General features: G+C 71.8%; 24 protein-coding genes and 1 pseudogene. 20 read left to right on the top strand and 5 right to left on the bottom strand.

Translation table 11 applies throughout. The features are described 5' to 3' along the window. Positions 1 to 5 precede the first annotated feature (5 nt). From dapA to miaB, 10 genes and pseudogenes are all read left to right on the top strand, one after another. Positions 6 to 914, top strand: a complete 909-nt coding sequence (gene dapA, locus ACHUEU_RS03615) for a 4-hydroxy-tetrahydrodipicolinate synthase (RefSeq protein WP_394214532.1) — start codon at positions 6 to 8, stop codon at positions 912 to 914. 92 nt (positions 915 to 1,006) lie between these two features. Continuing rightward, positions 1,007 to 1,808, top strand: a pseudogene (locus tag ACHUEU_RS03610) (ribonuclease J); the annotation flags it as partial. Between the two features lie 106 nt (positions 1,809 to 1,914). Next, a complete protein-coding gene (locus ACHUEU_RS03605) occupies positions 1,915 to 4,824 on the top strand; it encodes an FtsK/SpoIIIE family DNA translocase (protein ID WP_394214531.1) in 2,910 nt (969 codons plus the stop codon). A gap of 55 nt (positions 4,825 to 4,879) precedes the next feature. Next, positions 4,880 to 5,476: a CDP-diacylglycerol--glycerol-3-phosphate 3-phosphatidyltransferase gene (pgsA, locus tag ACHUEU_RS03600; RefSeq protein ID WP_394214529.1), complete on the top strand. Its 597-nt coding sequence runs from the start codon at positions 4,880 to 4,882 to the stop codon at positions 5,474 to 5,476. Next, a complete protein-coding gene (locus ACHUEU_RS03595) occupies positions 5,476 to 6,000 on the top strand; it encodes a CinA family protein (RefSeq protein WP_394214528.1) in 525 nt (174 codons plus the stop codon). The genes pgsA and ACHUEU_RS03595 overlap by 1 nt, the downstream gene beginning before the upstream one ends. A gap of 211 nt (positions 6,001 to 6,211) precedes the next feature. Further along, positions 6,212 to 6,517, top strand: a complete 306-nt coding sequence (locus ACHUEU_RS03590) for a helix-turn-helix domain-containing protein (protein WP_096803658.1) — start codon at positions 6,212 to 6,214, stop codon at positions 6,515 to 6,517. A 1-nt stretch (position 6,518) separates the two neighbouring features. Then, positions 6,519 to 6,743: a DUF3046 domain-containing protein gene (locus tag ACHUEU_RS03585; RefSeq protein ID WP_394214527.1), complete on the top strand. Its 225-nt coding sequence runs from the start codon at positions 6,519 to 6,521 to the stop codon at positions 6,741 to 6,743. Positions 6,744 to 7,017: 274 nt separating this feature from the next. Next, positions 7,018 to 8,154, top strand: coding sequence for a recombinase RecA (gene recA, locus ACHUEU_RS03580; RefSeq protein WP_394214526.1), 1,137 nt, complete (start codon positions 7,018 to 7,020; stop codon positions 8,152 to 8,154). Between the two features lie 3 nt (positions 8,155 to 8,157). Continuing rightward, positions 8,158 to 8,856: a regulatory protein RecX gene (locus tag ACHUEU_RS03575; RefSeq protein ID WP_394214525.1), complete on the top strand. Its 699-nt coding sequence runs from the start codon at positions 8,158 to 8,160 to the stop codon at positions 8,854 to 8,856. A 12-nt stretch (positions 8,857 to 8,868) separates the two neighbouring features. Beyond that, the gene (miaB, locus tag ACHUEU_RS03570; RefSeq protein ID WP_394214523.1) at positions 8,869 to 10,464 is read left to right on the top strand and encodes a tRNA (N6-isopentenyl adenosine(37)-C2)-methylthiotransferase MiaB; all 1,596 of its coding nucleotides are present in this window, start codon (positions 8,869 to 8,871) and stop codon (positions 10,462 to 10,464) included. Positions 10,465 to 10,570: 106 nt separating this feature from the next. On the opposite strand, the gene ACHUEU_RS03565 is transcribed toward miaB, so the two are convergent. Beyond that, entirely contained in the window at positions 10,571 to 11,062 is a 492-nt protein-coding gene (locus ACHUEU_RS03565) for a YbjN domain-containing protein (protein WP_394214522.1), read from the bottom strand. A 168-nt stretch (positions 11,063 to 11,230) separates the two neighbouring features. Here ACHUEU_RS03565 and miaA point away from each other — a divergent pair, with 168 nt between their 5' ends. Both miaA and dapF read left to right on the top strand, forming a co-directional pair. Next, positions 11,231 to 12,211 carry a tRNA (adenosine(37)-N6)-dimethylallyltransferase MiaA gene (miaA, locus tag ACHUEU_RS03560; protein WP_394214521.1) on the top strand — a complete coding sequence of 327 codons (981 nt, stop codon included), beginning with the start codon at positions 11,231 to 11,233 and terminating at the stop codon, positions 12,209 to 12,211. A gap of 10 nt (positions 12,212 to 12,221) precedes the next feature. After that, the gene (dapF, locus tag ACHUEU_RS03555; RefSeq protein ID WP_394214520.1) at positions 12,222 to 13,070 is read left to right on the top strand and encodes a diaminopimelate epimerase; all 849 of its coding nucleotides are present in this window, start codon (positions 12,222 to 12,224) and stop codon (positions 13,068 to 13,070) included. A 32-nt stretch (positions 13,071 to 13,102) separates the two neighbouring features. Here the strand turns inward: dapF and ACHUEU_RS03550 are convergent, their stop codons facing one another. After that, a complete protein-coding gene (locus ACHUEU_RS03550; protein ID WP_394214519.1) occupies positions 13,103 to 13,717 on the bottom strand; it encodes a class I SAM-dependent methyltransferase in 615 nt (204 codons plus the stop codon). Between the two features lie 146 nt (positions 13,718 to 13,863). On the opposite strand from ACHUEU_RS03550, the gene hflX reads away from it, so the two are divergent. Both hflX and ACHUEU_RS03540 read left to right on the top strand, forming a co-directional pair. Next, positions 13,864 to 15,414 (top strand): GTPase HflX, encoded by a 1,551-nt coding sequence (gene hflX, locus ACHUEU_RS03545; RefSeq protein ID WP_394214518.1) that lies wholly within the window; start codon positions 13,864 to 13,866, stop codon positions 15,412 to 15,414. A gap of 35 nt (positions 15,415 to 15,449) precedes the next feature. Beyond that, complete coding sequence (locus tag ACHUEU_RS03540) at positions 15,450 to 17,471, top strand: ATP-dependent DNA helicase (protein WP_394214517.1); 2,022 nt, start codon at positions 15,450 to 15,452, stop codon at positions 17,469 to 17,471. Positions 17,472 to 17,522: 51 nt separating this feature from the next. On the opposite strand, the gene lexA is transcribed toward ACHUEU_RS03540, so the two are convergent. After that, on the bottom strand, positions 17,523 to 18,227 hold the full coding sequence (gene lexA / locus ACHUEU_RS03535) for a transcriptional repressor LexA (RefSeq protein ID WP_394214516.1): 705 nt from the start codon (positions 18,225 to 18,227) through the stop codon (positions 17,523 to 17,525). A gap of 169 nt (positions 18,228 to 18,396) precedes the next feature. On the opposite strand from lexA, the gene ACHUEU_RS03530 reads away from it, so the two are divergent. After that, complete coding sequence (locus ACHUEU_RS03530) at positions 18,397 to 18,789, top strand: LysM peptidoglycan-binding domain-containing protein (protein ID WP_394214515.1); 393 nt, start codon at positions 18,397 to 18,399, stop codon at positions 18,787 to 18,789. A 28-nt stretch (positions 18,790 to 18,817) separates the two neighbouring features. After that, positions 18,818 to 19,300, top strand: a complete 483-nt coding sequence (nrdR, locus tag ACHUEU_RS03525; RefSeq protein ID WP_394214514.1) for a transcriptional regulator NrdR — start codon at positions 18,818 to 18,820, stop codon at positions 19,298 to 19,300. Between the two features lie 212 nt (positions 19,301 to 19,512). On the opposite strand, the gene ACHUEU_RS03520 is transcribed toward nrdR, so the two are convergent. Next, positions 19,513 to 21,756, bottom strand: a complete 2,244-nt coding sequence (locus tag ACHUEU_RS03520; RefSeq protein WP_394214512.1) for a HelD family protein — start codon at positions 21,754 to 21,756, stop codon at positions 19,513 to 19,515. 152 nt (positions 21,757 to 21,908) lie between these two features. Between ACHUEU_RS03520 and ACHUEU_RS03515 the strand changes: the two genes are divergently transcribed. Continuing rightward, positions 21,909 to 22,886, top strand: coding sequence for a proteasome assembly chaperone family protein (locus ACHUEU_RS03515; RefSeq protein WP_394214511.1), 978 nt, complete (start codon positions 21,909 to 21,911; stop codon positions 22,884 to 22,886). A 281-nt stretch (positions 22,887 to 23,167) separates the two neighbouring features. Continuing rightward, on the top strand, positions 23,168 to 23,371 hold the full coding sequence (locus ACHUEU_RS03510; RefSeq protein WP_096799793.1) for a cold-shock protein: 204 nt from the start codon (positions 23,168 to 23,170) through the stop codon (positions 23,369 to 23,371). A gap of 109 nt (positions 23,372 to 23,480) precedes the next feature. Here the strand turns inward: ACHUEU_RS03510 and ACHUEU_RS03505 are convergent, their stop codons facing one another. After that, positions 23,481 to 24,356 carry a spermidine synthase gene (locus tag ACHUEU_RS03505; RefSeq protein WP_394214510.1) on the bottom strand — a complete coding sequence of 292 codons (876 nt, stop codon included), beginning with the start codon at positions 24,354 to 24,356 and terminating at the stop codon, positions 23,481 to 23,483. A gap of 199 nt (positions 24,357 to 24,555) precedes the next feature. On the opposite strand from ACHUEU_RS03505, the gene ACHUEU_RS03500 reads away from it, so the two are divergent. Together ACHUEU_RS03500 and dinB are read left to right on the top strand one after the other, a co-directional pair. Continuing rightward, complete coding sequence (locus ACHUEU_RS03500; protein WP_394214509.1) at positions 24,556 to 25,044, top strand: hypothetical protein; 489 nt, start codon at positions 24,556 to 24,558, stop codon at positions 25,042 to 25,044. A gap of 55 nt (positions 25,045 to 25,099) precedes the next feature. Next, positions 25,100 to 26,401 (top strand): DNA polymerase IV, encoded by a 1,302-nt coding sequence (gene dinB / locus ACHUEU_RS03495; RefSeq protein ID WP_394214508.1) that lies wholly within the window; start codon positions 25,100 to 25,102, stop codon positions 26,399 to 26,401. Positions 26,402 to 26,407 lie beyond the last annotated feature (6 nt).

The following is a 26,407-nucleotide window of genomic DNA, read 5'->3' as shown; positions in this document are numbered from 1 at the left end:
AGATCATGACCAGCACCGACCTGCGCCTCGCGCGGCCTTTCGGCGCGGTGGGGACCGCGATGGTCACCCCGCTCACCGAGGACGGCCACAAGATCGACCTCGATGCGGCCCAGCAGCTCGCCGTCCACGTCGTCGAGCACGGCCACGACATGATCGTGGTCTCCGGCACCACCGGCGAGGCGCCGACCCTCACCGATGTGGAGAAGTTCGAGCTCGCGCGGGCGGTGCGCGACGCTGTCGGCCCCGAGATCACCGTGGTCGCGGGCGTGGGCACCTATGACACCGCCCACTCGATCGATCTCGCGCGTGAGCACGCGAAGCTCGGCATCGACGGCCTGCTGGTCGTCACGCCGTACTATTCCAAGCCCAGCCAGGCCGGGATCATCTCGCACACCACCGCGATCGCCGACTCCACGGACCTGCCGGTCATGCTCTACGACATCCCCGGCCGCACCGGGACGCCGCTGGCCTACGAGACTCTCCTGCGCCTGGGGGAGAACCCACGGATCCGCGCCGTCAAGGACGCCAAGGCGGACCTGCAGCAGGCCTCGCGGATCATGGAGCAGACCGACCTCGTCTACTACTCGGGGGAGGACGGGCTGAACCTCCCCTGGCTGTCGATCGGTGCGGTGGGGATCGTGTCCGTGGTGGGGCAGGTCGCCGGTGAGCTGGAGAAGGCGATGATCGATGCTGTCGACCGCTTCGACCTGGCCGCCGCCCGTGAGGCCCACCACCGCCTGGTCCCGGTGGTCGACGCCATCATGAACCACATGCCCGGTGCCGTGGCCGCGAAGGCGGCGCTGCACCTGCAGGGCGTGCTGCCTCATGCCGCGATGCGCGGCCCCCACGTCCCGGCCGACGGTGACCAGATGCGCATGCTCGGCGCCGCGCTGGACGCCGCTGGTCTGCTCTGACCGGAGCTGCTCCTCGCGGGCCCTCTCCCGCCCGCTGACGCTCTGAGGTCCCGATGCCAGCCGTCCGCTCCCGGCGACTGCCGCCACCGCCGCCGCTGCACGGCCGGATCACGGACCTGCGCGCCTTCGCCCGTCTCGGCGAGGCCGGGGTCGACCTGTTCATGACCGACTCCACCAACGCCGAGCTCCCCGGTTTCACCGTCGGCGAGCGGGAGATCGGCCCCACCCTGGACGCACTCTTCGCCCGGGCCGGGAAGAAGATCGTCGCCGCCTCCTTCTCCAGCCACGTCCACCGCGTCCAGCAGGTGCTGGACGCCGCCGCCGCGCACCGGCAGCCAGGGCGAACCGATGGCGGCACTGGGCCGGATCGCGCAGGGCGACCACCGGGTCGGGGTGGGCCCGGGAGACGTCGTCATCCTCGCCAACGGGAAGATCGCCGAGGCCACCGGCGTGCCGCCCGAGCGGATCGTGCTCGCGAGGGGCGGCCACGTGGTCGATCAGCAGGACGGGATCGCGAGGACCGTCGGCCAGGTGCCGAACGGTGACGTGTACGTCGACGGCTCCAGTGCGGGAGAGATCTCCGAGGCGGACCTGAGGGACCGCCGGACCCTGGGGGACGAGGGCTTCATCTCCCTGTTCGCCGTGGTCGACTCCGAGACCGGGGCGCTCCTCGCCGGCCCCGAGATCCACGCCCGCGGCGTGGCGGAGGACGCGCAGGTCTTCGGGACGATCCGCCCGGAGATCATCGCGGCGCTCGAGCAGGCCGTCGCGGAACGGGCATACCGTCGCGACACCCACCGGCTGCAGCAGGTCATGCGCCGGTTGCTGGGGCGCTACGTCGGTCGGCGCCTGCGCCGCCGGCCGATGATCCTGCCCATCGTCATCGAGTCCTGAGGGCACCGTCGCCGGGCCTCCGCCCACGCGTGATCTGAGCCCGCCGAATGGTGCCGTCCGCGCCGCCTCCCGGGCGCGCGGCGATGCGGGCGGTAGGATCGGGGCCATGGCGACACGTACGTCTTCCCCCGCACGTGCGTCGAAAGGCTCCTCGCGGACCTCTGCTGCCGGTACCTCGCGCACCAGCGGCTCCGCGGCGAACGACCCCTCGACGCTCCCGTTGCCGGTGCGCGCAGTGCGCTCCGGCTATCTGGTGATCGCCCGGATGGTCGGCGGCATGGTCCGCTCGATCGGCGTGCAGCGCTGGGAGGTCGCGCCCGAGCAGCGGCGCGACGGCTACGCGCTGTTCCTGCTGCTGATCGGGACGCTGGTCGCCGTCGTCGAGTGGTGGCAGTCGTCCGGGCCCGTGCTCGGGGCGGTCCACACCGTGGTCGCCGGCACTTTCGGCATCTCCTCGATGGTGATCCCGCTGCTGGCCGCCGGCTGGTCGCTGCGGATGTTCCGCCGTCCCGACCAGGTGCGCGCGAACTCCCGCATCGCGATCGGGATCGCGATCCTGCTCACCGCCCTCTCGGCCATCGCCTCGGTCTCCGCCCGGCTGCCCGCCCCGGCCGACGGCATCGATGCCCTGGCCCGTGGCGGTGGCGTGCTGGGCTATCTCGCCGCCGCGCCGCTCGAGGCACTGGTGCCCCCGGTCGCCGTCATCGTCCTCCATTCGGTGTTGATCGCCTTCGGGGTCCTGGTGCTCACCGCCACCCCGGTCGAGTCCATCCCGTCGCGCCTGCGCGGCGTGTACGAGGAGATGGTGGGCCGCAGCGAGGAGGAGGACGAGGAGCGCATCGCCTTCGGCCTGCGTCCGCGCCGGGTGGATCCCGCCGTGCACGAGCAGGCCACCGAGGCACAGCCGACGGGCCGGCCCCGTCGCCGCACCCGGAAGGAGAAGGCCGAGGCCGCCGAGCGCGACCACGAGAGCTTCGGGTACGTCGGTGACGAGGCCTTCGAACAGGGGGTGGACGAGGGCGCCGGGGCCGCCGCGACCGCGAAGCGCAGGCGTCGCCGCTCCGCGACCCGCGGCAGTGCTCCGGCAGAATCCGGTGAGGTCCTCGGCGCCGTCGAGGACGAGAACCATCGGCCGAAGACGTTCCCCGCGCCGGGCGCTGCGGGCGCTGCGCAGGCCACCACACCGATGCCCACCCCGGGCAGGGGCGCAGGGCGGACCGCGGCGGTGCCCGCCGGGACGACCGCCCAGAAGCCGGCGGCGGAGGAGAAGCCCGAGCTGGTCCCGCCGCCGATGGGCGACCTCCCGCGCGCCGGGGAGCAGCTCGAGCTCGCCGGCGATGTCGTCTACACCCTGCCGGAGTCCTCCTTCCTGCTGGAGGGACCGCCGCACAAGACCCGCTCCGAGGTCAACGACCAGGTCGTCGCCGCTCTCGGCGAGGTCTTCGAGCAGTTCAACGTCAACGCCGAGGTGGTCGGCTTCTCCCGCGGGCCGACGGTCACCCGTTACGAGGTCGAGCTCCACCCCGGCACCAAGGTCGAGAAGGTCACGGCCCTGGACAAGAACATCTCCTACGCCGTCGCCAGTGCTGACGTGCGCATCCTCTCGCCGATCCCCGGCAAGAAGGCCATCGGCATCGAGATCCCCAACACGGACCGCGAGACCGTCGTCCTCGGCGACGTGCTGCGCAGCTCGGTGGCCCGCCGCAACGAGCACCCCCTGGTGATGGGCGTGGGCAAGGACGTCGAGGGCGGCTACGTGGTCGCGAACCTGTCCAAGATGCCGCACCTGCTGGTCGCGGGCGCCACCGGCGCCGGCAAGTCCAGCTTCGTGAACTCGATGATCACCTCGATCCTGATGCGCGCCACCCCCGAGGAGGTGCGCATGGTGCTGGTGGACCCCAAGCGTGTCGAGCTGACGATCTACGAGGGCATCCCGCACCTGATCACCCCGATCATCACCAACCCGAAGAAGGCCGCCGAGGCCCTCGAATGGGTGGTGAAGGAGATGGACGCCCGCTACGACGACCTCGCCACCTTCGGGTTCAAGCATCTCGACGACTTCAACAAGGCCGTCCGCGCCGGGGAGATCCAGGTGCCTGCGGGCAGCGAGCGCAGGTTGGCGCCGTATCCCTACCTGCTGGTCGTGGTCGACGAGCTCGCGGACCTGATGATGGTCGCCCCGCGCGATGTCGAGGCCTCCATCCAGCGGATCACCCAGCTCGCGCGCGCGGCCGGGATCCATCTCATCCTCGCCACCCAGCGCCCCTCGGTCGACGTCGTCACCGGCATCATCAAGGCCAACGTGCCCAGCCGGCTGGCGTTCGCGACCTCCTCGCTGCAGGACTCGCGCGTGATCCTCGACTCCGTCGGCGCGGAGAAGCTCATCGGTCAGGGCGATGCCCTGTTCCATCCGATGGGCAAGGCCAAGCCGATGCGCGTCCAGGGCGCCTGGGTCAACGAGTCGGAGATCCACAAGGTCGTCGACCACGTCAAGACCCAGATGAAGCCGAACTACCGCGAGGACGTCCAGGTCGTCGCCGCCAAGAAGCAGATCGACGATGACATCGGCGACGATCTCGACGTGCTGCTGCAGGCGACCGAGCTGGTGGTGACCACGCAGTTCGGCTCCACCTCGATGCTGCAGCGCAAGCTGCGGGTGGGCTTCGCGAAGGCGGGCCGGCTGATGGACCTGCTGGAGTCCCGCGAGATCGTCGGCCCCTCGGAGGGGTCCAAGGCCCGCGACGTGCTCATCCATCCCGAGGAGCTCGGCACCGCGATCGCCCGCATCCGCGGCGAGGACGTGCCGTCCGAGGAGAGCGGGGAGGAGCCCTACGGCGCGGACCAGGCCGTCGATCTCACCCCGGGCACTCCGGTCGAGACCGAGGGGGCGGGACAGTCCCCCGACCGCTACGGCGAGGACCCGCTGGCCGAGGACGACTCGGAGCCGGACACCGACTACTACGACGACGACTCCGGCGAGGACGGCGAGGACGCCTGGAGCCTCACCGGGCGCTGAGCACCCTGCCCGTCCCGTCCCGACGCTCACCTCACCACCAGCCCAGGAGCCACCGATGACCGCACCACGCACCGCAGAGGTCCCGCTCTGGAACATCGCCAACATCCTCACCATGGTGCGGTGCGCGATGGTGCCGCTCCTGGTCGTCCTCGCGATCCTGTACCCGGAGACGGTGCCCGGCCGGCTGCTGGTCGCCGGGGTGTTCGTGCTCGCGATGATCACGGACCTCGCCGATGGCCACCTGGCCCGCAGCCGGAACCTGATCACGGACTTCGGCAAGCTCATGGACCCCATCGCGGACAAGGCGATGACCGGCGCGGCGCTGATCATGCTGTCGGTGTGGGAGTACGTGCCGTGGTGGATGACGATCCTGATCCTGGTGCGCGAGATCGGGATCACCGTCATGCGGTTCACGATCCTGAAGTACGGCGCGCTGCCGGCGAACATGGCGGGCAAGGCCAAGACGATGGTCCAGACCATCGCCATCACCTTCTGCCTGCTCCCGTTCGAGGTCTGGTGGGCCCCGGCACGCTGGCTCGGTCTGGCCATGATGCTGCTGGCCGTGGTGCTGACCGTGTGGTCCGGACTGGTGAACCTCAAGGACGGCCTGCGGCTGCGGCGTGAGGCCCTGGCCGGCGGCGCCGAGGCCTGATGCCCGACGGCGTCACGGCGGGGCCCGAGTCCGCGGCCGGTCCCGCGACGGGCCTCGACCCCGTCGACGTGATCCGGCGGGCCGGGGAGCGGGGGTGGACTCTCGCGACCGCGGAGTCCCTGACCGCCGGAGCCGTGGTGGCCCGCCTGGTGGACGCCCCCGGCGCCAGCGCGGTGATCGCCGGGGGAGCGGCCTGCTATTCCCTGCAGGCCAAGACGCGGGTGCTCGGGGTGGATGCGACTCTGCTCGCCGCCACCGGCGCGGTCACCGCGGAGGTCGCCGCTGCCATGGCCGAGGGCGCGCTGTCCCTGTACTGCGCGGACCTCGCCGTCTCCACCACGGGGGTGGCGGGCCCCGGTCCGGATGAGCGGGGAGTCGCCGAGGGGACCGTCGTGCTCGGGCTCGCCCGACGAGGCCTGCCCACGCTCACCCGTGAGCTCCGTCTCAGCGGCGGGAGAGCCCGGATCCGCGCCCTGACGGTCGACGCCGCGATCGAGATGCTGTCCCTCGCGCTCACGGAGTAGGCGGCTCCCCAGCTCAGCAGGGGAGGGAGGTGGGTTCCTCCCCACCGTCCCACCATGCACACGGTTCAGCGAACTGTCGGGGGTGGGCCACTACACTCGGGGGAACACTTTCGTGGTGCACCGCGTTGAACTGTTCGTGATGACATCGACGTACGGCAATCCCGCACTGCACCACGCGTTCACCCCGAGTCAGAGGAGAGGAGGCAGGTCCATGATCCTGTTCCGCCAGGAGCTGGGCGACGTGCTGCGCGACGCGCGCCGCACGCAGGGCCGCACCCTGCGACAGGTGTCCTCCGATGCCCGTGTGTCGCTGGGCTACCTCAGTGAGATCGAGAGAGGTCAGAAGGAGGCGTCCAGCGAGCTGCTGGTCTCGGTGACCGACGCGCTGGGGCTTCCCCTGTCCTTCGTCCTCCGCGAGGTGTCCGAGAGGATCGCGATCGCCGAGCAGGTGACGATCCCGGATACGGTCCCGGAGGGTCTCGCGGACGGCACCGCGCCGCTCGTCGGCGCCCGCTGAGGTGCGGCGCAGCGAGTTCTCGGAGCTGGCCGACCACGTGTTCGGCCCTGCCCTCGCCCGCGCCTATACGCACGACCTCGTGCTCGAGGAGATCGGCGGCCTGAGTGCCGCGGAGGCACTCGAGCACGGGGTCGCTGTGCGTGCGGTGTGGACCGCACTGTGCGAGGCGATGGACGTCCCGGAGTCCGCGCGCTGGGAGATCCCCGCGCAGCAGCGGCGGCGCTGAGGCCGCAGCGGAGGGCGGTCCGGAGGGATCTCCCACCGGCGTGCGATGCCCGCAGCACGCGACACGCCGAGATCTCCCTCGCGTTCGAACGTCTGTTCGGTAGAGTGTGTCCCGACGGTCCCTCCAGCACCACCTCCACGTACTGATCTGCCCTCCCCATCGTCCCGCCGTCCACAGCGGGACGGGGGCGACGGCGAATGTCGGGGTCGGCGCCTAGTGTGGCCGCACTGGTCACCCGCGTCGGGTCTCCCGGCCCTCAGGAAGGAACAAGCACATGGCTGCACCGAAGTCCGCGTCCAAGCCCCCGGTCTCGAAGTCGACCGAGAAGAACCGCAGCTCCTCGCTCGACAATGCGCTCGCACAGATCGACCGCCAGTTCGGCAAGGGCTCGATCATGCGCCTGGGTGACGACACCCGGCCGCCCGTCGAGGTCATCCCCACAGGTTCGGTCTCGCTGGACGCCGCGCTCGGCATCGGCGGGCTGCCCCGTGGCCGCATCGTGGAGATCTACGGCCCGGAATCCTCCGGCAAGACCACCCTCGCCCTGCACGCGGTGGCCAACGCCCAGCGCAACGGCGGCATCGCCGCGTTCATCGACGCCGAGCACGCGATGGACCCGGAGTATGCGAAGAAGCTCGGCGTGGACACCGACGCGCTGCTGGTCTCCCAGCCGGACACCGGTGAGCAGGCCCTGGAGATCACGGACATGCTGATCCGTTCCGGCGCTCTGGACGTCGTGGTCATCGACTCGGTCGCGGCCCTGGTGCCGAAGGCCGAGATCGAGGGCGAGATGGGCGACTCCCACGTCGGCCTGCAGGCCCGCCTCATGTCCCAGGCGCTGCGCAAGCTCGCCGGTGCGCTGTCCGCCTCGGGCACCACCGCGATCTTCATCAACCAGCTGCGCGAGAAGATCGGTGTGTTCTTCGGCAGCCCCGAGACCACCACCGGCGGCAAGGCCCTGAAGTTCTACGCCTCGGTGCGCATGGACATCCGCCGCATCGAGACGCTGAAGTCCGGCGCCGACTCCGTCGGCAACCGCACCCGCGTCAAGGTGGTGAAGAACAAGATGGCCCCGCCCTTCAAGCAGGCCGAGTTCGACATCCTCTACGGAGAGGGCATCTCCCGTGAGGGCGGCCTGCTGGACCTCGGTGTCGAGCACGGCGTGGTGCGCAAGTCCGGCGCCTGGTTCACCTACGAGGGGGACCAGCTGGGACAGGGCAAGGAGAACTCCCGCCAGTTCCTCAAGGACAACCCGGATCTGGCTGCCGAGATCGAGGAGAAGATCCTGCGCACCCTGGGTGTGGGCAAGTACGCGGCTGAGCCGGAGGCCCCGGAGGCCGCGACCCCGGAGGTCGCGGCACCGCTCGGCGAGGACGAGTTCCTCGACGAGGACGTCCCCGTCACCATCTGAGCGATGTCCCCGTCTCCCCGCGCCGGCGGCGCCGACGACCAGGCGGTGGTCCCCGCCGCCGGCGCCGCTGTGTCCGGGTCGCCCTCGGGCAGCGCCGGAACCGGGGATGTCACCGCGCGCCTCGCCGACCGCACCCGGCAGATCCTCGAAGCGCCGCGACCGGCCCCGGACCCGGAGCGAGCCGCGCAGGAGAAGGCCGTGGTCCACGAGTGTCGATACCTGATGCGGCTGCTCGCTTCCCGGCGTCGGTCCGCCGGGGAGATGCGGGAACGGCTCCGGCAGCGCGAGGTGCCCGGCGCGATCGCCCACGAGGCGATGGCCCGCCTCGACCGGGCAGGCCTGATCGACGACGAGACCTTCGCCCGGGACTGGGTGCAGCAGCGCCGTGAACTCCGGGCCCTCGGTGACGCGGCCCTGCGCCGAGAGCTCGAGACGAAGCAGGTCGAGGCGCAGTGGATCGATGCCGCCCTGGGCGGCGACACGGACGAGGAACGGCGCTGCCGGGAACTGGTGCGCTCCCGCATCGGGCACCGCGACCGGGAGCAGCTCCGCAGCGAACGCGACGGCACCCACCGTCGGCGACTCTCACGGCGCCTGGACGCGCTGCTGACCCGCAAGGGATACCCGGGCTCCCTCGCCGTCCACGTGATCTCCGGCGAACTGCGCACCGCCGCGGAGGTGTCGACGGGCTCAGCGCCGTAAACTCGCCTCACTATGTCCTTCAGCTCGCTCGCCCCGCACCCGGCGCCGGATCCCCGTATCGACGGCGCCGCTCCCCGACCTCGCGGCACCTACCAGGTGCGCACCTTCGGCTGCCAGATGAACGTCCACGATTCCGAGCGCCTCACCGGCATGCTCGAGGACTCCGGCTACGTCGCCGCCCCGGCGGAGGCCGACGCCCGCCGGGGCGAGGTCGACGTCATCGTGTTCAACACCTGTGCGGTGCGCGAGAACGCGGCCAAGAAGCTGTACGGCACCCTCGGATCGCTGCGGCCCGGCAAGGACGCCAATCCCGGCATGCAGATCGCCGTCGGCGGCTGCCTCGCCCAGAAGGACCGGGACACCATCGTCGAGCGCGCACCCTGGGTGGATGTCGTCTTCGGCACCCACAACCTCGGCTCGCTCCCGGTGCTGCTGGACCGCTCGCGGCACAACGCCGAGGCCCAGGCCGAGATCCTGGAATCCCTCGAGGTGTTCCCCTCCACCCTGCCCACGCGGCGCGAATCCGCCTACGCCGCCTGGGTCTCCATCTCGGTGGGCTGCAACAACACCTGCACCTTCTGCATCGTGCCCTCGCTGCGGGGCAAGGAGAAGGACCGCCGTCCCGGGGACGTCCTCGCCGAGGTGCGGGACGTCGTCGACTCCGGAGCCATCGAGGTCACGCTGCTGGGGCAGAACGTGAACTCCTACGGCGTGGAGTTCGGGGACCGCGGCGCCTTCGCGAAGCTGCTGCGGGCCTGCGGCGAGATCGACGGCCTGGAGCGGGTGCGCTTCACCTCCCCGCACCCGGCGATGTTCACCGACGACGTCATCGACGCGATGGCGGAGACCCCGAACGTGATGCCGCAGCTGCACATGCCGCTGCAGTCGGGCAGCGACGACGTGCTGCGCCGGATGAAGCGCTCCTACCGGTCCCGAAAGTTCCTGGGCATCCTGGACCGGGTCCGGGAGCGGATCCCGGAGGCGGCGATCACCACCGACATCATCGTCGGCTTCCCGGGGGAGACGGAGGACGACTTCCAGCGGACGCTCGAGGTCGTCGAGGCCTCGCGCTTCGCCAGCGCCTTCACCTTCCAGTACTCGATCCGGCCCGGCACCCCGGCGGCGACGATGGAGGGCCAGCTGCCCAAGGAGATCGTGCAGGAGCGCTTCGAGCGCCTGACCGCGCTCCAGGACCGCATCACCCATGAGGAGAACCTCGCCCTCGAGGGCCGGCCGGTCGAGATCCTGGTCGCCGAGGGGGAGGGCACGCGGGATGCGCGCACCGACCGCCTCTCGGGCCGGGCCCGCGACCACCGACTGGTCCATTTCTCGCTGCCCGAGGGGATCACCGGGACGGAGCGCCCGCGCCCCGGCGACTTGGTCACGGCAACCGTCACGTATGCCGCACCGCACTACCTGATCGCCGACAGCGCGCTGGAACCGGCCGGCCGCCCCGGCAGCGAACGCTACTCGGTGCGGCGCACCCGCTCCGGCGACGCCTGGGAGGCGGGCGCGCCGGGAGGGGACGCCGGCAGCTCCTGCGGCACCGGCGGCGCAGCGCCCAGCGGACCGATCACGCTGGGGATGCCGGGACTGCGCCCGCGCTGACCCGGGACCTCCAGCAACGCTCCGCGGCCGCACCTCCGGGACGTGGCGGGGCCGCCCGGGGTGGCCGCCGAGCTCGTGCCAGGAACGGGGCCACGGTCGCGGGCCCTCAGCTGTCGAGGTCGTCCAGCTCCGCGCCGAGGCGCTCCTCGAGGCTGTGGAAGAAGGCGATCACGGTGCTCAGCCCGCAGGTGATCGCATTGTCGATCTGGGAATCCAGCGCACCGGCGCGGAAATCCGCGGCGAGCTCGCCGTAGACGCCCAGCAGTCCCTCGGATTCGCGGCGCACGTAGACCTTCGGCCAGATCCGGTTCATGTTCCACTCGTTGCAGAGCTTGACCATCTCGACCTTGCGGGAGACATCCACCGAGTGGCTCCAGCGCCCGCGGGTCTGGAGCACGCCGTGCTCATCCCCGGAGATCATGAACTGGAATCGGTAGTCGTCGAAGCGCGCGCGCAGGATCTCCGGATGCTCCTCGTCCTCGACGAAGGCGTAGCCGTGCCGCGCGAGGCTCTCCTCGACCCTGGACAGGGACAGAGGGGCCAACTCGTCGGCGGAGTCCGTGCCCGTCTGCACAGGGGACTCGTTCGGTGCAGTCACTTCCCACCTCGGGGGTTCGGTACAGGGGTCCATGAGGATCCGGGGCCCGGATCGCCGATCACCCTACTCCCTCGGCGTCGGAACGGCCGCGGTGGCCGTCGTGATCCCGCTGACGCTCCGCCGGACGGACGGATCCGTGCCGGCCAGGACGCCGATACCATGCCTGCCATGGACGCCCCCGCCGCACCGCCCACCGCCGCCGCGACGGGCGCGAAGGTGCCGCTGGTGGCGGTGGTGGGCGCGACCGCCACCGGCAAGTCCGACCTCGCGATCGCGCTGGCCGAACGACTGGACGGCGAGGTCGTCAACGCCGACGCACTGCAGCTGTACCGGGGGATGGACATCGGCACCGCCAAGGTCACCGCGCGCGAGCGTCGCGGCATCGCCCACCACCTGCTGGACGTGCTGGAGGTGACCGAGGAGGCGAGCGTCTCCGCCTTCCAGCGGGACGCCCGCGACGCGGTGGCCGGGATCCGCTCCCGGGGCCGGGTCCCGATCCTGGTGGGCGGCTCCGGGCTGTACGTCCGCGCCGCCCTCGACGAGATCGAGTTCCCGCCGACGGCCCCCGCTGTCCGCGCCCGCCTCGAGGAGCAGGCCGAGCGGGAGGGTGCTGAGGCCCTGCACCGGCAGCTCAGGGACACCGACCCCGAGGCCGCGCGCACCATCGGCTCCCACGACGCCCGCCGCATCGTGCGTGCGCTCGAGGTGCGGGAGCTCACCGGCCGCCCGTTCACGGCCTTCCTGCCCCGACCCCACCACCACGACCCCACCACCGTGCAGCTGGGTCTGCGCCTGGACCGTCCGTTGCTGCACGAGCGGATCCGGGCGCGCGTGCACCGGATGGTCGAGCAGGGCCTGCTCGAGGAGATCCACAGCCTGCGGGCGCTGGGCCTGGACGAGGGGCGCACGGCGCGCCGGGCGATCGGCTACGAGCAGGGCCTCGCGGTGCTCGACGGCGCCCTGAGCTGTGAGCAGGCGATCGAGGACACGATCGCCGGCACCCGGCGCCTGGTGCGCAAGCAGGACACCTGGTTCCGTCGCGACCAGCGGGTCCACTGGCTCGCGGCCGACGCTGGGCCGGGGCTCGTGGATCGGGCGCTGGCGCAGATCGAGGTCGCGGTCGCGAGGGGCAGCGGGCAGTCGTCGTAGGCTCGGTGCCATGAGCGAGCGCATCGACTTCACCAAGGGGCACGGCACCGAGAACGACTTCGTGGTGCTGGACGACCCCGAGGGCCTCCTCACGCTCGACGCGGCCACCGTGGCCGGGCTCGCCGAGCGCCGCTCGGGCATCGGCGGGGACGGCGTGATCCGCGCAGTCCGGTCCCGCAGTGCCGGGATCGATGCCCCGCCGGACGCCCCGGAGTGGTTCATGGATTACCGCAACGCCGACGGTTCGATCGCCGAGATGTGCGGCAACGGGGTGCGGGTGCTCGCCGCGCACCTGCAGCGGGCAGGCCACGTCGCCGACGAGCGCTTCGCGATCCTCACCCGTGCCGGAGTGCGCACCGTCGAGATCCTCGACCGCCCCACCAGCCCGGGCCGGCCGTGGAGCGTCCGCGTGGGCATGGGCACCTCCCGCAGCACGCCCGAGGCCCGCACGGTCGAGATCGCCGGTCAGCAGCTGCCCGCGACGGACGTCGACCTGGGCAACCCTCATGCCGTGGCCTTCCTCCCGGAGGGGATCGTGCTGGAGCAGCTCGACCTGAGCCGACGCCCGGCCCTGGACCCCGAACCGGCCGGCGGGGCGAACATCGAACTGGTCAGCGAGCGAGGTCCCCGGCACGTGGCGATGCGGGTGCACGAGCGCGGGGTGGGGGAGACCCGCTCCTGCGGGACCGGGGTGGCCGCTGTCGCGGTCGCTGCGGCGCGGCGCGGCGGGGACGATTCGCGCGAGCCGTGGACCGTCGACGTGCCGGGCGGGAGGCTGCAGGTGGGCTGGTCCGCAGAGGGAGAGGTGCTGCTCACCGGGCCGGCCCAGCTGGTGGCGGACGGCACCACCCTGGTGTGAGCACCTGCTGATCGGGGCCGCGGCGCGGGCTCTCAGCCGGCGGGCCCGACCTCGATCACCCGGAACCCCTTCGCGCTGGCGACCTTCGCGACCGGACGGTCGGGCAGCTGTTCGCCGAGCCAGCGGGCCAGCGGATCGGCCCCCAGGTTCTTGCCGACCACGAGCGCCGCGGTGCCCTGGGGGGCCAGACGCCCGGTCCACTCCTGCAGCAGTGAGCGCAGTGCCTCCTTCCCGATGCGGATCGGTGGGTTCGACCAGATCGCCTCCGGTGCGAGAGCCTCCGGCACCTCCTGCGGCGCGAGGACCCGCACATTGGTCAGGCCCGCGCGGCGGGCGTTCTCCGCCGTGAGCTCCCGGGCACGCTCGCTGACGTCGACCGCCCACACCTGCGATCCCGGATGCAGCAGCGCGGCGGTCAGGGCGATCGGGCCCCAGCCGCAGCCGAGGTCCACGATCGTCGCCCCGGGCGGCGGGACGGCGAGCTCGTCGAGACGGTCCAGCAGCACCGCGGTCGCCTTGTCCAGGCCGCGTCCGCTGAACACGGAGGCGCTCGAGACCAGGTCGAGGTCATGGCCGGCCAGGCGCACGCGCAACGGGAAACGGCGGTCGTCGGTCGCAGGGGAGGGGGTGAAGTAGTGCTCGTCCACCCGAGCAGGATACGGAGCCCGAGGGTGCTCCGGGTGCGGCGCGGCCGGTGCCCTCCGCTCCGCCCAGCGCAAAATCCCTCGACCCCCGTGCCGGGACGTGGGACTCTGGAGACCTTCGTATCCCCCACCCGAGGAGTGCCCCGACCGTGCCCATCGCCTTCCATCCCGAACCCGCCTCCGACGCCGACGTCGACGGGACCAGCGCGGAAGGAACCGGGGCCGTGGAGAGCTCGCGCAGTACGGACCGGCCCGGACCCGCCCGCGACCCGCTGACCGCACGGATCCTCGCCCGCGGCGACGCCTCCCCCTCTGCCGCCACCTACGGCTCCGAGGCCGACGGCGAGCAGTACGACCTGGCCGACCGGCAGGCGCTGCGTCGTGTCGCGGGCCTGTCCACCGAGCTCGAGGACGTCACCGAGGTCGAGTACCGCCAGCTCCGGCTGGAGCGCGTGGTCCTCGCCGGCCTGTTCACGTCCGGCAACGCCGAGCAGGCCGAGACCAGCCTGCTCGAGCTCGCCGCGCTGGCGGAGACCGCCGGCTCCGAGGTGCTCGACGGGGTCCTGCAGCGCCGTGCGCATCCGGACCCGGCGACCTTCCTCGGCAAGGGCAAGGCCGCGGAGCTCGCCGAGATGGTCGCCGCCAGCGGTGCGGATACCGTGATCGCCGATGGTGAGCTGGCACCCGGCCAGCGCCGCGCCCTCGAAGACATCGTCAAGGTCAAGGTCATCGACCGCACCGCGCTGATCCTGGACATCTTCGCCCAGCATGCGAAGTCCCGCGAGGGCAAGGCGCAGGTGGAGCTCGCTCAGCTCGAGTACCTGCTGCCGCGACTGCGCGGCTGGGGCGAGTCGATGTCCCGCCAGGCCGGCGGCCAGGTGGGCGGTGCCGGCGCCGGCATGGGGTCCCGCGGACCGGGCGAGACGAAGATCGAGCTGGACCGTCGGCGGATCCGTGACCGCATGGCCAAGCTGCGCCGCGAGATCTCCGCGATGACCCCGGGCCGCGACGCCCAGCGTGCGGACCGCAGACGTCACCAGATCCCGGCCGTCGCGATCGCGGGCTACACCAACGCGGGGAAGTCCTCGTTGCTGAATCGGCTCACCGGCGCCGGGGTGCTGGTCGAGAACGCCCTGTTCGCGACCCTGGACCCGACCGTGCGGCGCTCCAGCACGCCGGACGGCCGGGAGTTCACCTACGCGGACACCGTCGGCTTCGTGCGACACCTGCCCACGCAGCTGGTCGAGGCCTTCCGCTCCACCCTCGAGGAGGTCGGGGACTCCGACCTGCTGCTGCATGTGGTCGATGCCTCCCATCCGGACCCGGAGGGTCAGATCACCGCGGTGCGCACGGTGCTCGGCGAGCTCGAGGGCTTCGACGTGCCCGAGATCGTGGTGCTGAACAAGGCCGACCTCGCCGAACCCGAGACCATCGCCCGGATCCGGAGCCAGGTCGAGGAGAGCGTCGTGGTCTCCGCGCGCACCGGCCAGGGGCTCCAGGAGCTGCGCGATCTGATCGCCGAGCGGCTGCCCCGTCCCGCCGTCGAGGTGGACCTGGTGGTGCCCTACTCCCGCGGGGACCTGATCTCCCGGGTCCACACCACCGGCGAGGTGCTCGCCGAGGAGCACCTGATGGAGGGCACCCACCTCCGTGCTCGGGTGGATGCGGCGCTCGCCGCCGAGCTGCGCAGCGCGTCCTGAGCGGTGCGCGGCCACGGCGCGGATACCCTGAGCGGATGACCGCTCCGTCCACCCACCCCGTCGCTCCCACGGCGGGGGACATCCCACTGTCCACCCTGATGGATGCTGCGGTGACGGCGATCGGCGGGGCACCTCGCGAGGGCCAGCAGACGATGGCGGAGGCGGTGGACCTGGCCATGTCCGGAGGTCGGCACCTGCTGGTGCAGGCCGGCACCGGCACCGGCAAGTCCCTCGCGTATCTCGTCCCGGCCCTGCGCCACGCCCTGGTCAGCGGTCGACCGGTGGTGGTCTCCACCGCCACCATCGCGCTGCAGACCCAGATCGTCCGCAAGGATCTGCCGCGTCTGGTCGAGGCGCTCGCCCCGCAGCTGCCCCGCACCCCCACCTTCGCGCTCCTCAAAGGACGGGCGAACTACCTGTGCAAGCACAAGATCGCCGGCGGCTACCCGGTCGACATCGAACCCGGCGCGCTGTTCGCGGAGGCCACGGCGGATCCTGCCCGCGGAGGTGGGGAGCGACTGGGGCAGCAGGTGCGGCGCCTGCGCGAATGGGCCGAGGAGACCGACAGCGGGGACCGCGACTCCCTCGAGGACGCCGTCTCCGACCGCGCATGGCGGCAGGTCTCGGTCACCGGCACCCAGTGCATCGGCAGCAGCTGCCCGATGGTGGAGGACTGCTTCGCCGAGCGCAGCCGGGACCTGGCGCGAGAGGTCGACGTGGTGGTGACCAATCATGCGCTGCTCGCCATCGACGCCTTCGACAACCACGGCATCATCCCCGACCACGACGTCGTCGTCTTCGATGAGGCGCATGACCTCTCCACCCGTGTCACCGGTGCCGTCACCGACGTGCTAACCCCGGGCATGCTGCGTGGCACCATCCGCGACCTGCGCGGGCTCGGCGTGGCCGGGACCGCTCTGGAGGACGCCTCCGAGGAGCTGCGCGAGTCCCTCGAGCTCGCTCCCGACGGGCGGGTCATCGGCGAGCTGCCCGAGCGTCTCGACGACGCGGTCACCCAGCTGCGGGTCGAGGCGCGCACGGCGCACTCCGACGCGAAGGACGCGGGCGACGACACCTCCGCGGGGGCCCGCAAGACCGTCCGGGCGAACCTGCAGGAGATCATCGACGTCTGCGAACGCCTCGCCTCTCCGGGCGAGGATGACGTGGTCTCGATCTCGCACTCCCCGGCCACCGGCCGCTCCAGCATCCAGGTCGCGCCGCTCAGCGTCGCGGCGGCCATGCGCGGGGCGATCCTCGAGGAGCGCACCACGGTGCTCACCTCCGCGACCCTCGCGCTCGGCGGCCGCTTCGAACCGGCGGCGGGGGAGGTGGGCCTGGCCCGCCGGGACCGGATCGCCGAGGACGAGCTGCCGCCGCGAGCGGACACCAGCGCATGGGCCGGGCTCGATGTGGGCAGCCCCTTCGCGTACCGGCGCCAGGGCATCCTCTACACCGCGAGACAGCTGCCGCAGCCGGGCCGGGACGGGCCCTCCCCGGCGATGCTGGATCACCTCACCGAGCTGGTGGAGGCCTCCCGGGGCGGAGCGCTGTGCCTGTTCTCCTCGCGCCGCGGCGCGGAGCTCGCGGCCGAGCACGTGCGCGCCCGGCTGGATCTGACGATCGCCGTGCAGGGAGAGGACTCGATGGCGAATCTGGTGCGCACCTTCCGCGAGGACGAGGACGCGAGCCTCTTCGGCACTCTCACCCTGTGGCAGGGCGTGGACGTCCCGGGGCGATCGCTGCGGCTGGTCACCATCGACCGGATCCCGTTCCCCCGCCCGGATGACCCGTTGACCGCGGCCCGGCAGGAGCGGATCGGACGCCATGGCGGCAACGGCTTCATGACGATCTCGGCACAGCACGCCGCACTGCTGCTCGCCCAGGGTGCCGGGCGCCTCATCCGCTCCGACGAGGATCGCGGCATGGTCGCGGTGCTGGACCCGCGCCTGGCGACGGCGCGCTACGGGAGCTTCCTGCGGGAGTCCATGCCGCCGCTGTGGCCGACCACGGACCCGGAGATCGCCCTGGCGGCGCTGCGCCGTCTCGCGGACGGCTGACAGCGCGGACAACGGAGCGCCGGCAGCCGCCCGGAGGGCAGCCAGGGCTGCTCAGACGGCCCGCAGCACCGCCACGACCTTGCCGAGGATCTCGGCGTGATCGCCGAGGATCGGGGCGAAGGCCGGATTGTGGGGCATCAGCCAGACGTGGTCATCGCGCTGCACGAAGGTCTTCACGGTCGCCTCGCCGTCGATCATCGCGGCCACGATCTCGCCCTTCTCCGCCGTGCTCTGCGAACGCACGACCACCCAGTCCCCGTCGCAGATGGCGGCGTCGATCATCGAGTCCCCGACCACCTGGAGCAGGAAGAGGTCACCATCGCCCACCAGCCGCTGGGGGAGGGTGAAGACGTCCTCGACGTGCTCCTCGGCCGTGATCGGGACACCGGCGGCGATCCGCCCCACCAGGGGGACGGTCACCGAGTTCGGGATGATCTCGGGCTCCGGCGCGGAGGACGGCGGAGCCGGGGCGTCGTCCGTGTCGGGCATCACCACCTCCATCGCGCGCGGTCGCTTGGGGTCGCGACGCAGGAACCCCTTGCGCTCGAGCGACTGCAGCTGATGGGCGACCGATGACGAGGAGGTCAGCCCCACCGCATCACCGATCTCGCGCATGGTGGGCGGGTAGCCGTGCGCGGCCACCGCCTCGTTGATCGTCTCCAGGATCAGCCGCTGACGACGCGTGAGGCCCGCGGTGCGCTCATCCGCCGGAGCCTCGCCGCGGAGCGGGATCGGCTGGGGGGTGCTCGGCGTCATCGTGCGGCCTCCTGGCGTCGTCTGTCGGACCCGTGCGGTTCCGTTGTCCTGTCACCCAGGGTAGAGCGGGACACCCCGGAAGCCAAACATGTGTTCGAGGTTTCTGTTGCGTGTCGCGAGCGGCCCGGGTTACAGTCGCACATACATTCGATCGAACAGGAGTTCGGATATGCGTACCGAGATCGCTACGGTCCTTCCCATCTCGTCGCCGGGCACGCCTCGTCGTGAGGGCGCTCCTCGAGCGCGCGTTCGACTCGAGCCGACCCGCCGCGGGCGCCTGCTGATCACCGCGGTCGCCTTCGTCCTCGGCCTGCTCGTCGCCGCTGCCGTGCTGCTGTCGGTGGATCTGCCCGCACTGGCGGGGACCGGGGGCGAGCAGCCGGTGACGGTCACCGTCGAGGCCGGCGACACCCTGTGGGGCTTCGCCGAGCAGTACGCGCCGGAGGGTGTGAGTGCACAGGAGTTCATCACCGAGGTGCGCGTGCACAACCAGCTGCCCACGGGCCGCGTCACGGCCGGTCAGGAGATCCAGCTGCCGTTCCTGGAGGATGCGGCCCGCTGAGCCGGGGAGTGGCCGGTATTCTGGGCGGATGCACTGCCCGTTCTGCCGCCATCCCGACTCCCGCGTCGTCGACTCCCGCACGTCCGACGACGGCGCGACGATCCGTCGTCGGCGGCAGTGCCCCCACTGCTCCCGACGCTTCTCGACGGCGGAGACCGCTTCCCTCTCCGTGCTGAAGCGCTCCGGGGTCAGCGAGCCGTTCAGCCGGGCCAAGGTGATCTCCGGGGTGCGCAAGGCCTGCCAGGGGCGTCCCGTCAGCGATGATCAGCTGGCGATGCTCGCCCAACGGGTGGAGGAGAGCATCCGCTCCAGCGGCCTGGCAGAGATCGACGCCCATCAGGTCGGCCTCGCGATCCTGCAGCCCCTGCAGGAGCTCGATCTGGTCGCCTATCTGCGCTTCGCGAGCGTCTACCGGGGCTTCGACTCCCTCGAGGACTTCGAGGCGGCGATCGCACGGCTGCGTGCGGAGATGCCGCAGGGCGGGGACCCGGCAGCGGAGCCGAGCCTCTGAGGCTGTCCGCCACGGCGCGAGAGGTGTCCGCTCACACGAGGCGCGGGTGAGATCGCGCCACATCTCGGATGTGGTGCGAGGGCATCGGTGGATGTGCATAAGATATGCCTCGTGCGCTCATGCAGCGCACATCTGATCGGCGGTCGTGGAGGGGAAGCCACGGCCGCCGATCGCGGTCCGGGGTGGCGGTCGCCGCCCTGGCCCCCCAGCATTCACTCCGCGATGCCGGCAGGCAGCTCCCGGGCGTGGACCAGGCCGAGATGCTGGGTGGAGCGGCTCATCGCCACGTACAGGTCGCCGGCGCCATGGGCGTCGATCAGCTCCGCCGGCTCCACGATCACCACGGCGTCGAACTCGAGCCCCTTGGCATCCTGAGCGGTCATCACCGCGATCTCGTCGTCCACGCCCGCCGAGCCCACACCGATGGCCGGCAGGGTCTCCCGGGCGCGCAGGCCTCCGACGAGGGAGTCGAGTCGCTCCTGCGCGGCGATCACCGCGATCCGTCCCAGTCGCTCCCCGTGCACCGCCACCACCGCCGCGGCGGTGCCTGCGGCGAGCCCGGTGGCTGCGACCCGCTCGATCAGCGGGCCCCGGTCGCCTTCCCGCACGGAGCTCACCGGTGTCACCGGCAGCTCGTGGGCCTGCGCCATCGCCACCGCGCGATCCATGATCCGGCTCGGCGTGCGGTAGTTGACCGTGAGGCGCTCGACCTGGAGCCGATCCTGGATGTAGGGGGAGAGTGCGGCGGTCCAGGAGTCGGTGCCGCCGGCGGAGGAGGTCTGGGCGACGTCTCCCACCACCGTGAACGATTTGGTGGGGGCCCGTCGCATGAGGGCCCGCCAGCTCATGGGGGAGTGCTCCTGCGCCTCGTCGACCACCACGTGCCCGTAGGTCCAGCTCCGCTCCGAGGAGGCGCGCTCGGCCAGGGTCCGGCCGTCGCGGATGTGGCTGACCTGGTCGGCGAGGTCCTCTGCACGGATGATCCCCGAGGTGTCGATGTTCTCGATCACCGTGCGGGCGTACTCGACCTCCGACCGTCGGCGCTCGGCATCGTCCCGGGCCCGGGCCTCGGTCGGCGCATCGTCCTCGCCGAGCAGCTCGGCGACCTCGTCCAGCAGCGGGACGTCCTCGACCGTCCAGGGGGAGTCCTTGGGGCGGACGAGCAGGTCCACCTGGGCGGCCAGCGACCGGGGGGCGGCCTCCCGCAGCCGTTCGGGACGGGAGAACAGGATCCGCAGGAAGCCCTGCGGGGTGTAGGGGAGCCAGGCCCGGTTCAGCTGGCGCTTGATCTCGGGGTCGTGGCGCAGATCCGAGAGCAGGTCCGGGCGATCCTCCGGGATGACGGTGTGGCCCTGCGTGCGCAGGGACTTCTCATAGCTCTCCACCAGGCGGTCCATCGCCGCCCGGACGAAGACCGCACGGGCGGCGTTGTGGGGCTTGTGGGACGCTCGGGCCTCGCGCCGGGCGGCGCGGACCGCGTCCCGGGTGAGGGTGATCGGGGTGCCGTCGATGCGCAGCTCGACGTCGGCCTGCGGGATCACCTGACGCTGCCTGACGGCTCGGCCGAGGAGCTCGGCCATGGAGATGTCGCCCTTGAGGCGCGCGGTCGCGTCCTCGTCGTGCAGGAAGGTCTCGACCCCGGGGAACAGCTCGCCGGGCGTGAGCATCACGACTCCGGACTCGCCGAGGCTCGGCAGCACTCGCTCGATGTAGCGCAGGAAGCCCGGGGTGGGGGCCATGATCAGCACGCCCGTGTGCTCCAGCCGCCGACGGTGGGTGTAGAGCAGGTACGCCGCCCGGTGCAGGGCGACGGCGGTCTTGCCGGTGCCGGGCCCTCCCTGGACCACCAGCACGCCGCGGTTCTCGGAGCGGATGATGCGGTCCTGCTCGGCCTGGATGGTCGCCACGATGTCGCCCATCCGCCCGGTGCGCTTCCCGGAGACGGCGGCGAGCAGCGCACCCTCGCCCTGGAGCACGGCATCGTGGTCGGGGTCCGCGAGCACGGACGGGTCCAGGACGTCGTCCTCGAGGCCGGAGACGGTGCGGCCCCGGTTGATCAGGTGCCGCCGCAGCCGGACCGAGAGCCGGTCGGTGCTGGTGGCGCGGTAGAACGCGGCCGCGGCGGGGGCGCGCCAGTCCACCAGCAGCTGCTCCCGCTCGGGCGTGAACAGGCCGATGCGGCCGATGTAGTGACGGGCCGCGTCGTCCATGTCGAGACGACCGAAGACCAGACTCCGGGACACGGAGCGCAGCAGCGCGAGACGGTCCTCGTACAGTGCCATGAAGGAATCGCGCTCGGAGCGGTTCTGATGGGTCGAGGCGTGCTGTGATCCCTGGATCGTCTCGAGATTGCGTTCGACCTGGGCGATCAGCTCATCCAGCCGTCGGTAGAGACGGTCGGCGTACGTCTGTTCACGTGCGATCTCCCGGGCGATCTGTTCCTCAGCGTCGTCCACGGCCCTGCCTCTCACCCGGTGCGTCGTCATGCAGTGCCCGTCTCCGGCGGACCCCGGATCGGCGAAGCACGGTGGTCCATTATGGTGGACGGGCCTGGGTGCGCGCGCCATCAGGTGATCCACGTCCAATCGGCCGCGAGGGAGGAGCCACGATGCGAGACCCTCGCGATCTGTATCGGTTCGAGTCGACCGAGGTCCTGGAGGCGGTTCCGCGCTCCGGGCTCACGCTGGTGCATGCCCTGCCGGGGATGGTCGATGCCGGCAATGCCTGCCGCATCGCCGCCACCTATCTGCGCGATGAGCTGCGCCACCTGCGCCTGGTCTCCTTCGACACCGACGAGCTGCTCGACTATCGCGGCGCCCGCCCGCACGCGACCTTCGACGGCACCTCCTTCGTGGACGTGGAGGTCCCCGAGCTCACGCTCTCGCTGATGTACGACGAGCAGGACCGGCCCTTCCTCTTCCTCGACGGGCCCGAACCGGACCTGCAGTGGCGCCGCCTGGCCGAGGCCCTGATCGATCTCGTGGAGTACTTCGACGTCGAACGAGTGGTCGGCATGCAGGGGGTGCCCATGGCCGTGCCCCACACCCGCCCGATCGGTCTGTTCGCGCATGCCAACGACCCCTCCCTGCTGGGCCGTCCGGGCGCCGGGGCGACGCCGGCCCCCGGGACCGCTCCCGATCTCGGGGAGGAGGGGACCCCTGAGCTGGTGATCCCGGCGGCCTTCAGCACACTGCTCGAGCACCGGCTGGGCCGGGCCGGTCATCCCGCGATGGGCTATGCCGCCCAGATCCCGCACTACCTGGCCCGGACCGACTTCCCGGCCGGCGCGCTGGCCCTGCTGCGGCGGGTCAGCGAGGCGGCGGAGCTCGATCTCCCGCTGGTCCACCTCGGAGACCTCACCGATGCCGCCACGGTGGCGCTGCAGGGGTCCCTCGAGCAGAACGGGGAGGTGCGTCAGATCGTGGGTGCGCTCGAGGAGCAGTACGACTCGGTGGGCGAGAGCGAGGACTCCTCGCCGCTCGCGACCACGATGGACCTCCCGACGGCCGACGAGATCGGCGAGCACTTCGAGCGCTTCCTCGCCGATCACGACGGCGACTCCCCGGAGGATCCCCCGCCGCTGTGAGCGCCGGTGCGGAGCGGTCCGTGGGCGCGAGGGCCCGGATCGACCGCAGTTCGTTATCTCTTCGTGATCCAGTCATGAGCAACTCCGTGTGAACCGGGCCACGGTCATGACAGAATGGAGTCGTTGCGGTGATGCAGGTCCGGCAGGACAGTCCGACGACGGTGCCTCGGCACAGCAGTACGGCTTGCACCTGACGCCACCCGCTCCGGCGGGGGACGGCTTCACGCGGCACCGCGATCGCGTCGTGCGATCGATGAAGGACGACACAGAAGGTGACAGGTATGGCACAGGGCTCGGTCAAGTGGTTCAACGCCGAAAAGGGCTACGGATTCATCGAGATCGACGGAGGCGGCGCAGACGTCTTCGTGCATCACAGCAAGATCGACATGGACGGCTACCGCGCCCTCGACGAGGGTCAGCGCGTGGAGTTCGAGGTCAGCCAGGGCGACAAGGGGCCTCAGGCCGAGCAGGTTCGCCCCGTCTGATCGACGGCACCTCCGTCAGCATCACGGACCGGGCAGGAGCAATGCGCTCCTGCCCGGTCCGTCGTCGTCCGGGTCGCTCACGCTCCCCGGGTGATCTCACCGGGTGCTCTCAGCAGGAGCGCAGCACGCGTCCGGCACGGGCGAGCGCCTCGACCCGGGGCTGGCTCGCCAGACGCACCGAGACCGCATCGGAGCGCAGGTCGCGGTCGATGCCCGCGGGGAGCGGACGCCGGGAGGCGAGCAGGACGCAGTTCCCCCGCCTCTTGCCCGAGAGGTGGGCGGGCTCGGCGATGACGCCGATGTGCGGGAAGACGGCGGAGAGGGTGGCGACCTCGTCCGCCAACAGGCCGCTGCCCGGCGGTGCCGCGCAGTTGGCCAGGTAGATCCCGCCCTCGCGCAGCACCCGGTCGGCGTGGGCGGCCGTCTCCCTCGTGGTGAGCTCCGCAGGCGTGACCATCCCGCTGAAGACGTCCCTGACCAGGACGTCGAATCGATCCTCGCGCCAGGAGGCGAGGGCGCTGAGCGCATCCTCGATGCGCAGTCTCAGCTGTGGTGAACGGGGGAGGTCGAACCAGTCCCGCACCTGCTGGGCGAGCAGCTCATCGATCTCCACCACGGTCTGCCGGGTGCGCGGATGGCGGGCGGCGATCGCCCGTGGCAGGGAGCAGCCGCCCCCGCCCAGGTGCGCGAGCTGGGGCGCGGGGGCCGGGGTGCCGCCCGGCGCGACCGTGGTGCCAGGGCCCTGCGGTGCCGGGAGCTCCGCGAGGTGACGGTCGATCACCAGCAGCATCCAGCGCATGTACTCGAACACCAGGTGCTCGGGATCGGGATGCAGGTGGGATGAGGGGACCCCGTTGACGTCCAGCAGCACCGAGCCGTCGTTCTCCAGGGTCAGGCGTGCGGTCCCGGTGGAGACGGGGATCGAGGTGTCGAGGGGGCCGAGCCGCGTGAAGGCAGCGCGGCGCGAGCGGTCGCGACGGGGCATCGGCCCACTCTAGAAGACCGCGGGGAGCACGGGGACCGCGGAGATCCGTGAGACCGCCGGCGACGCAGCGACCGCTCCTCCCCATCCCGTGCTCGTCCACCTCGTCCATGGACCCGCCTCGTCTGTCGGCCCCTACGCATAGCGTTCCCCTCATCGAATCCACGCAGAGAGCGCCCCGTGCCCACGGAGGAGGAGAGCGATGACGCGCACCATGTCCCGCCGAGCAGGAGCCCCGGCACCGATCGGCGCCGGCACCCGCGCCCTGCGTCTGCGCCTGGCTCGCCTGGATCAGGATCAGGCGGACCTCGAACGCGCCCGCGAGCTGCTGCGCCAGGGGCGGTCTCAGCTCGAGGCAGATCCGCGCGCGGCCTTCGAGCTGATCCATCGTGCCGCACTGCGCGGAGCCGGGGTGCTGGTCTCGCGCGCCAATCGCGAGCGGCGCCGAGCGCTGCCGCTGAACGTGTGGACCGCGCTCGAGCGTCTCGGCGGGCAGGACGCCGAGCGGGCGGAGCAGCTGGACCCGCTGGTGGCCGAGAGGGGAAGGCTGGATCGCGAGGGGACCTCCCTGCCCGATCCGGTGCTGCTGCGCCGTCACCTCGAGGAGACCGGTGCACACCTCGCGGCGGTCGCCCAGCGCCTGCTCGAGGACCTTCCCAGCCACGTCGCCGAGCACCCCGACGCCGGCTGATCGCGGCGGGAGGGAGAGCGGTATTCCCGGTAGAGTCCCCACGAGGGAGGTGCTGATGGACGAGTGCGGTGATGCGGGGTCGGCGGAGGAGGTCCCCGGCATCCTGCATCTGGACATGGATGCCTTCTTCGCCTCCGTCGAGGTGCGTGACGATCCCCGGCTCCAGGGCCTGCCGGTGGTGGTGGGCGGTTCCGGTGCGCGCGGTGTGGTCGCCGCGGCCAGCTACCCCGCACGCACCCGGGGCATCCGTTCCGCGATGCCGATGGCGTCGGCGCGGCGACTGGCGCCGGATCTCGTCATCGTGCCGCCGCGGATCGAGCACTATCGTCAGATCTCCGCCCGGGTGATGGAGCTGCTCGGCGACGTGGTCGCCGACATCGAGCAGATCAGCATCGACGAGGCCTTCCTCGACGTGCGCGGCGCCCGCCGGCTGTTCGGAGCACCGGAGCAGATCGCCGAACTGCTGCGGCGACGGATCCGGGAGGAGCTCGGCCTGCCGAGCTCGGTCGGGGGCTCCATCTCCCGTGCCGTCGCGAAGATCGCCTCCGCCCGAGCCAAACCTGATGGGCTGCTCATCGTCCCCGCCGCCCGCACCGCCGCGTTCCTCGCCCCGCTGCCCGTCTCCGTGATCTCCGGCATCGGTCCCAAGGCGCAGGAGGCGCTCGCCCGGATCGGCGTGCGCACCATCGGCGAGCTGCGGGAGATCCCCCGCTCCGCCCTGACGCGGGCCGTGGGCCCCCGGGCGCCGGAGATCCTCGCGCTCGCCGACGGCAGCGACCGCACCGGGCTGGGGCACCGCACCAGGGACAAGTCGCTGGGGACCGAGCGGACCTGGGACGCGGACCTGACCGACCCCGCAGAGGTGCGCCGGGCCATCACGCAGATGGCGGATGACGTCGCCCGGCAGCTGCGCCGCGGAGACGTCGTGACGCGGACCGTTGTGCTCAAGCTCCGCGCCCCCGACGGCACCACCATCACGCGCTCCTCGACGTGGGATCAGCCCACCTCCAGCGGTGAGCGGCTCCGCGAACAGGTGGTTCCGCTGTGGGAGCGGGAGCGCTCCACGATGCGCCGGGTCCGACTGGTCGGGGTGCGTGCCGCGCATCTGGAGCCGGCCGCCGGCACGCCCGTGCAATCGGAGCTCAACGTGCGGGCGGCGGGCTGGCAGGACCTGGAGGCCGCGATGGATCGGGCGCTCGAGCGCTTCGGCACCCGCAGTCTGGGCCGGGGATCGACGCTCGTCGCCGACGACGGCGCGCAGCGCGGCCCGGTGGACCACGCCCCGGATCCTGCCCCGGAGTCGACGGCGCACCCCGGCGAGGACGGGCCGCACACCCGAGAGCGTGACGGCCGATGAGGGCGG

Origin of the sequence: Brachybacterium vulturis (assembly GCF_043641765.1) — a bacterium.
Taxonomy (GTDB): domain Bacteria; phylum Actinomycetota; class Actinomycetes; order Actinomycetales; family Dermabacteraceae; genus Brachybacterium; species Brachybacterium vulturis_A.
Note: the sequence above shows the minus strand (reverse complement) of the source record. Positions and strands in the feature narration are given on the sequence as shown.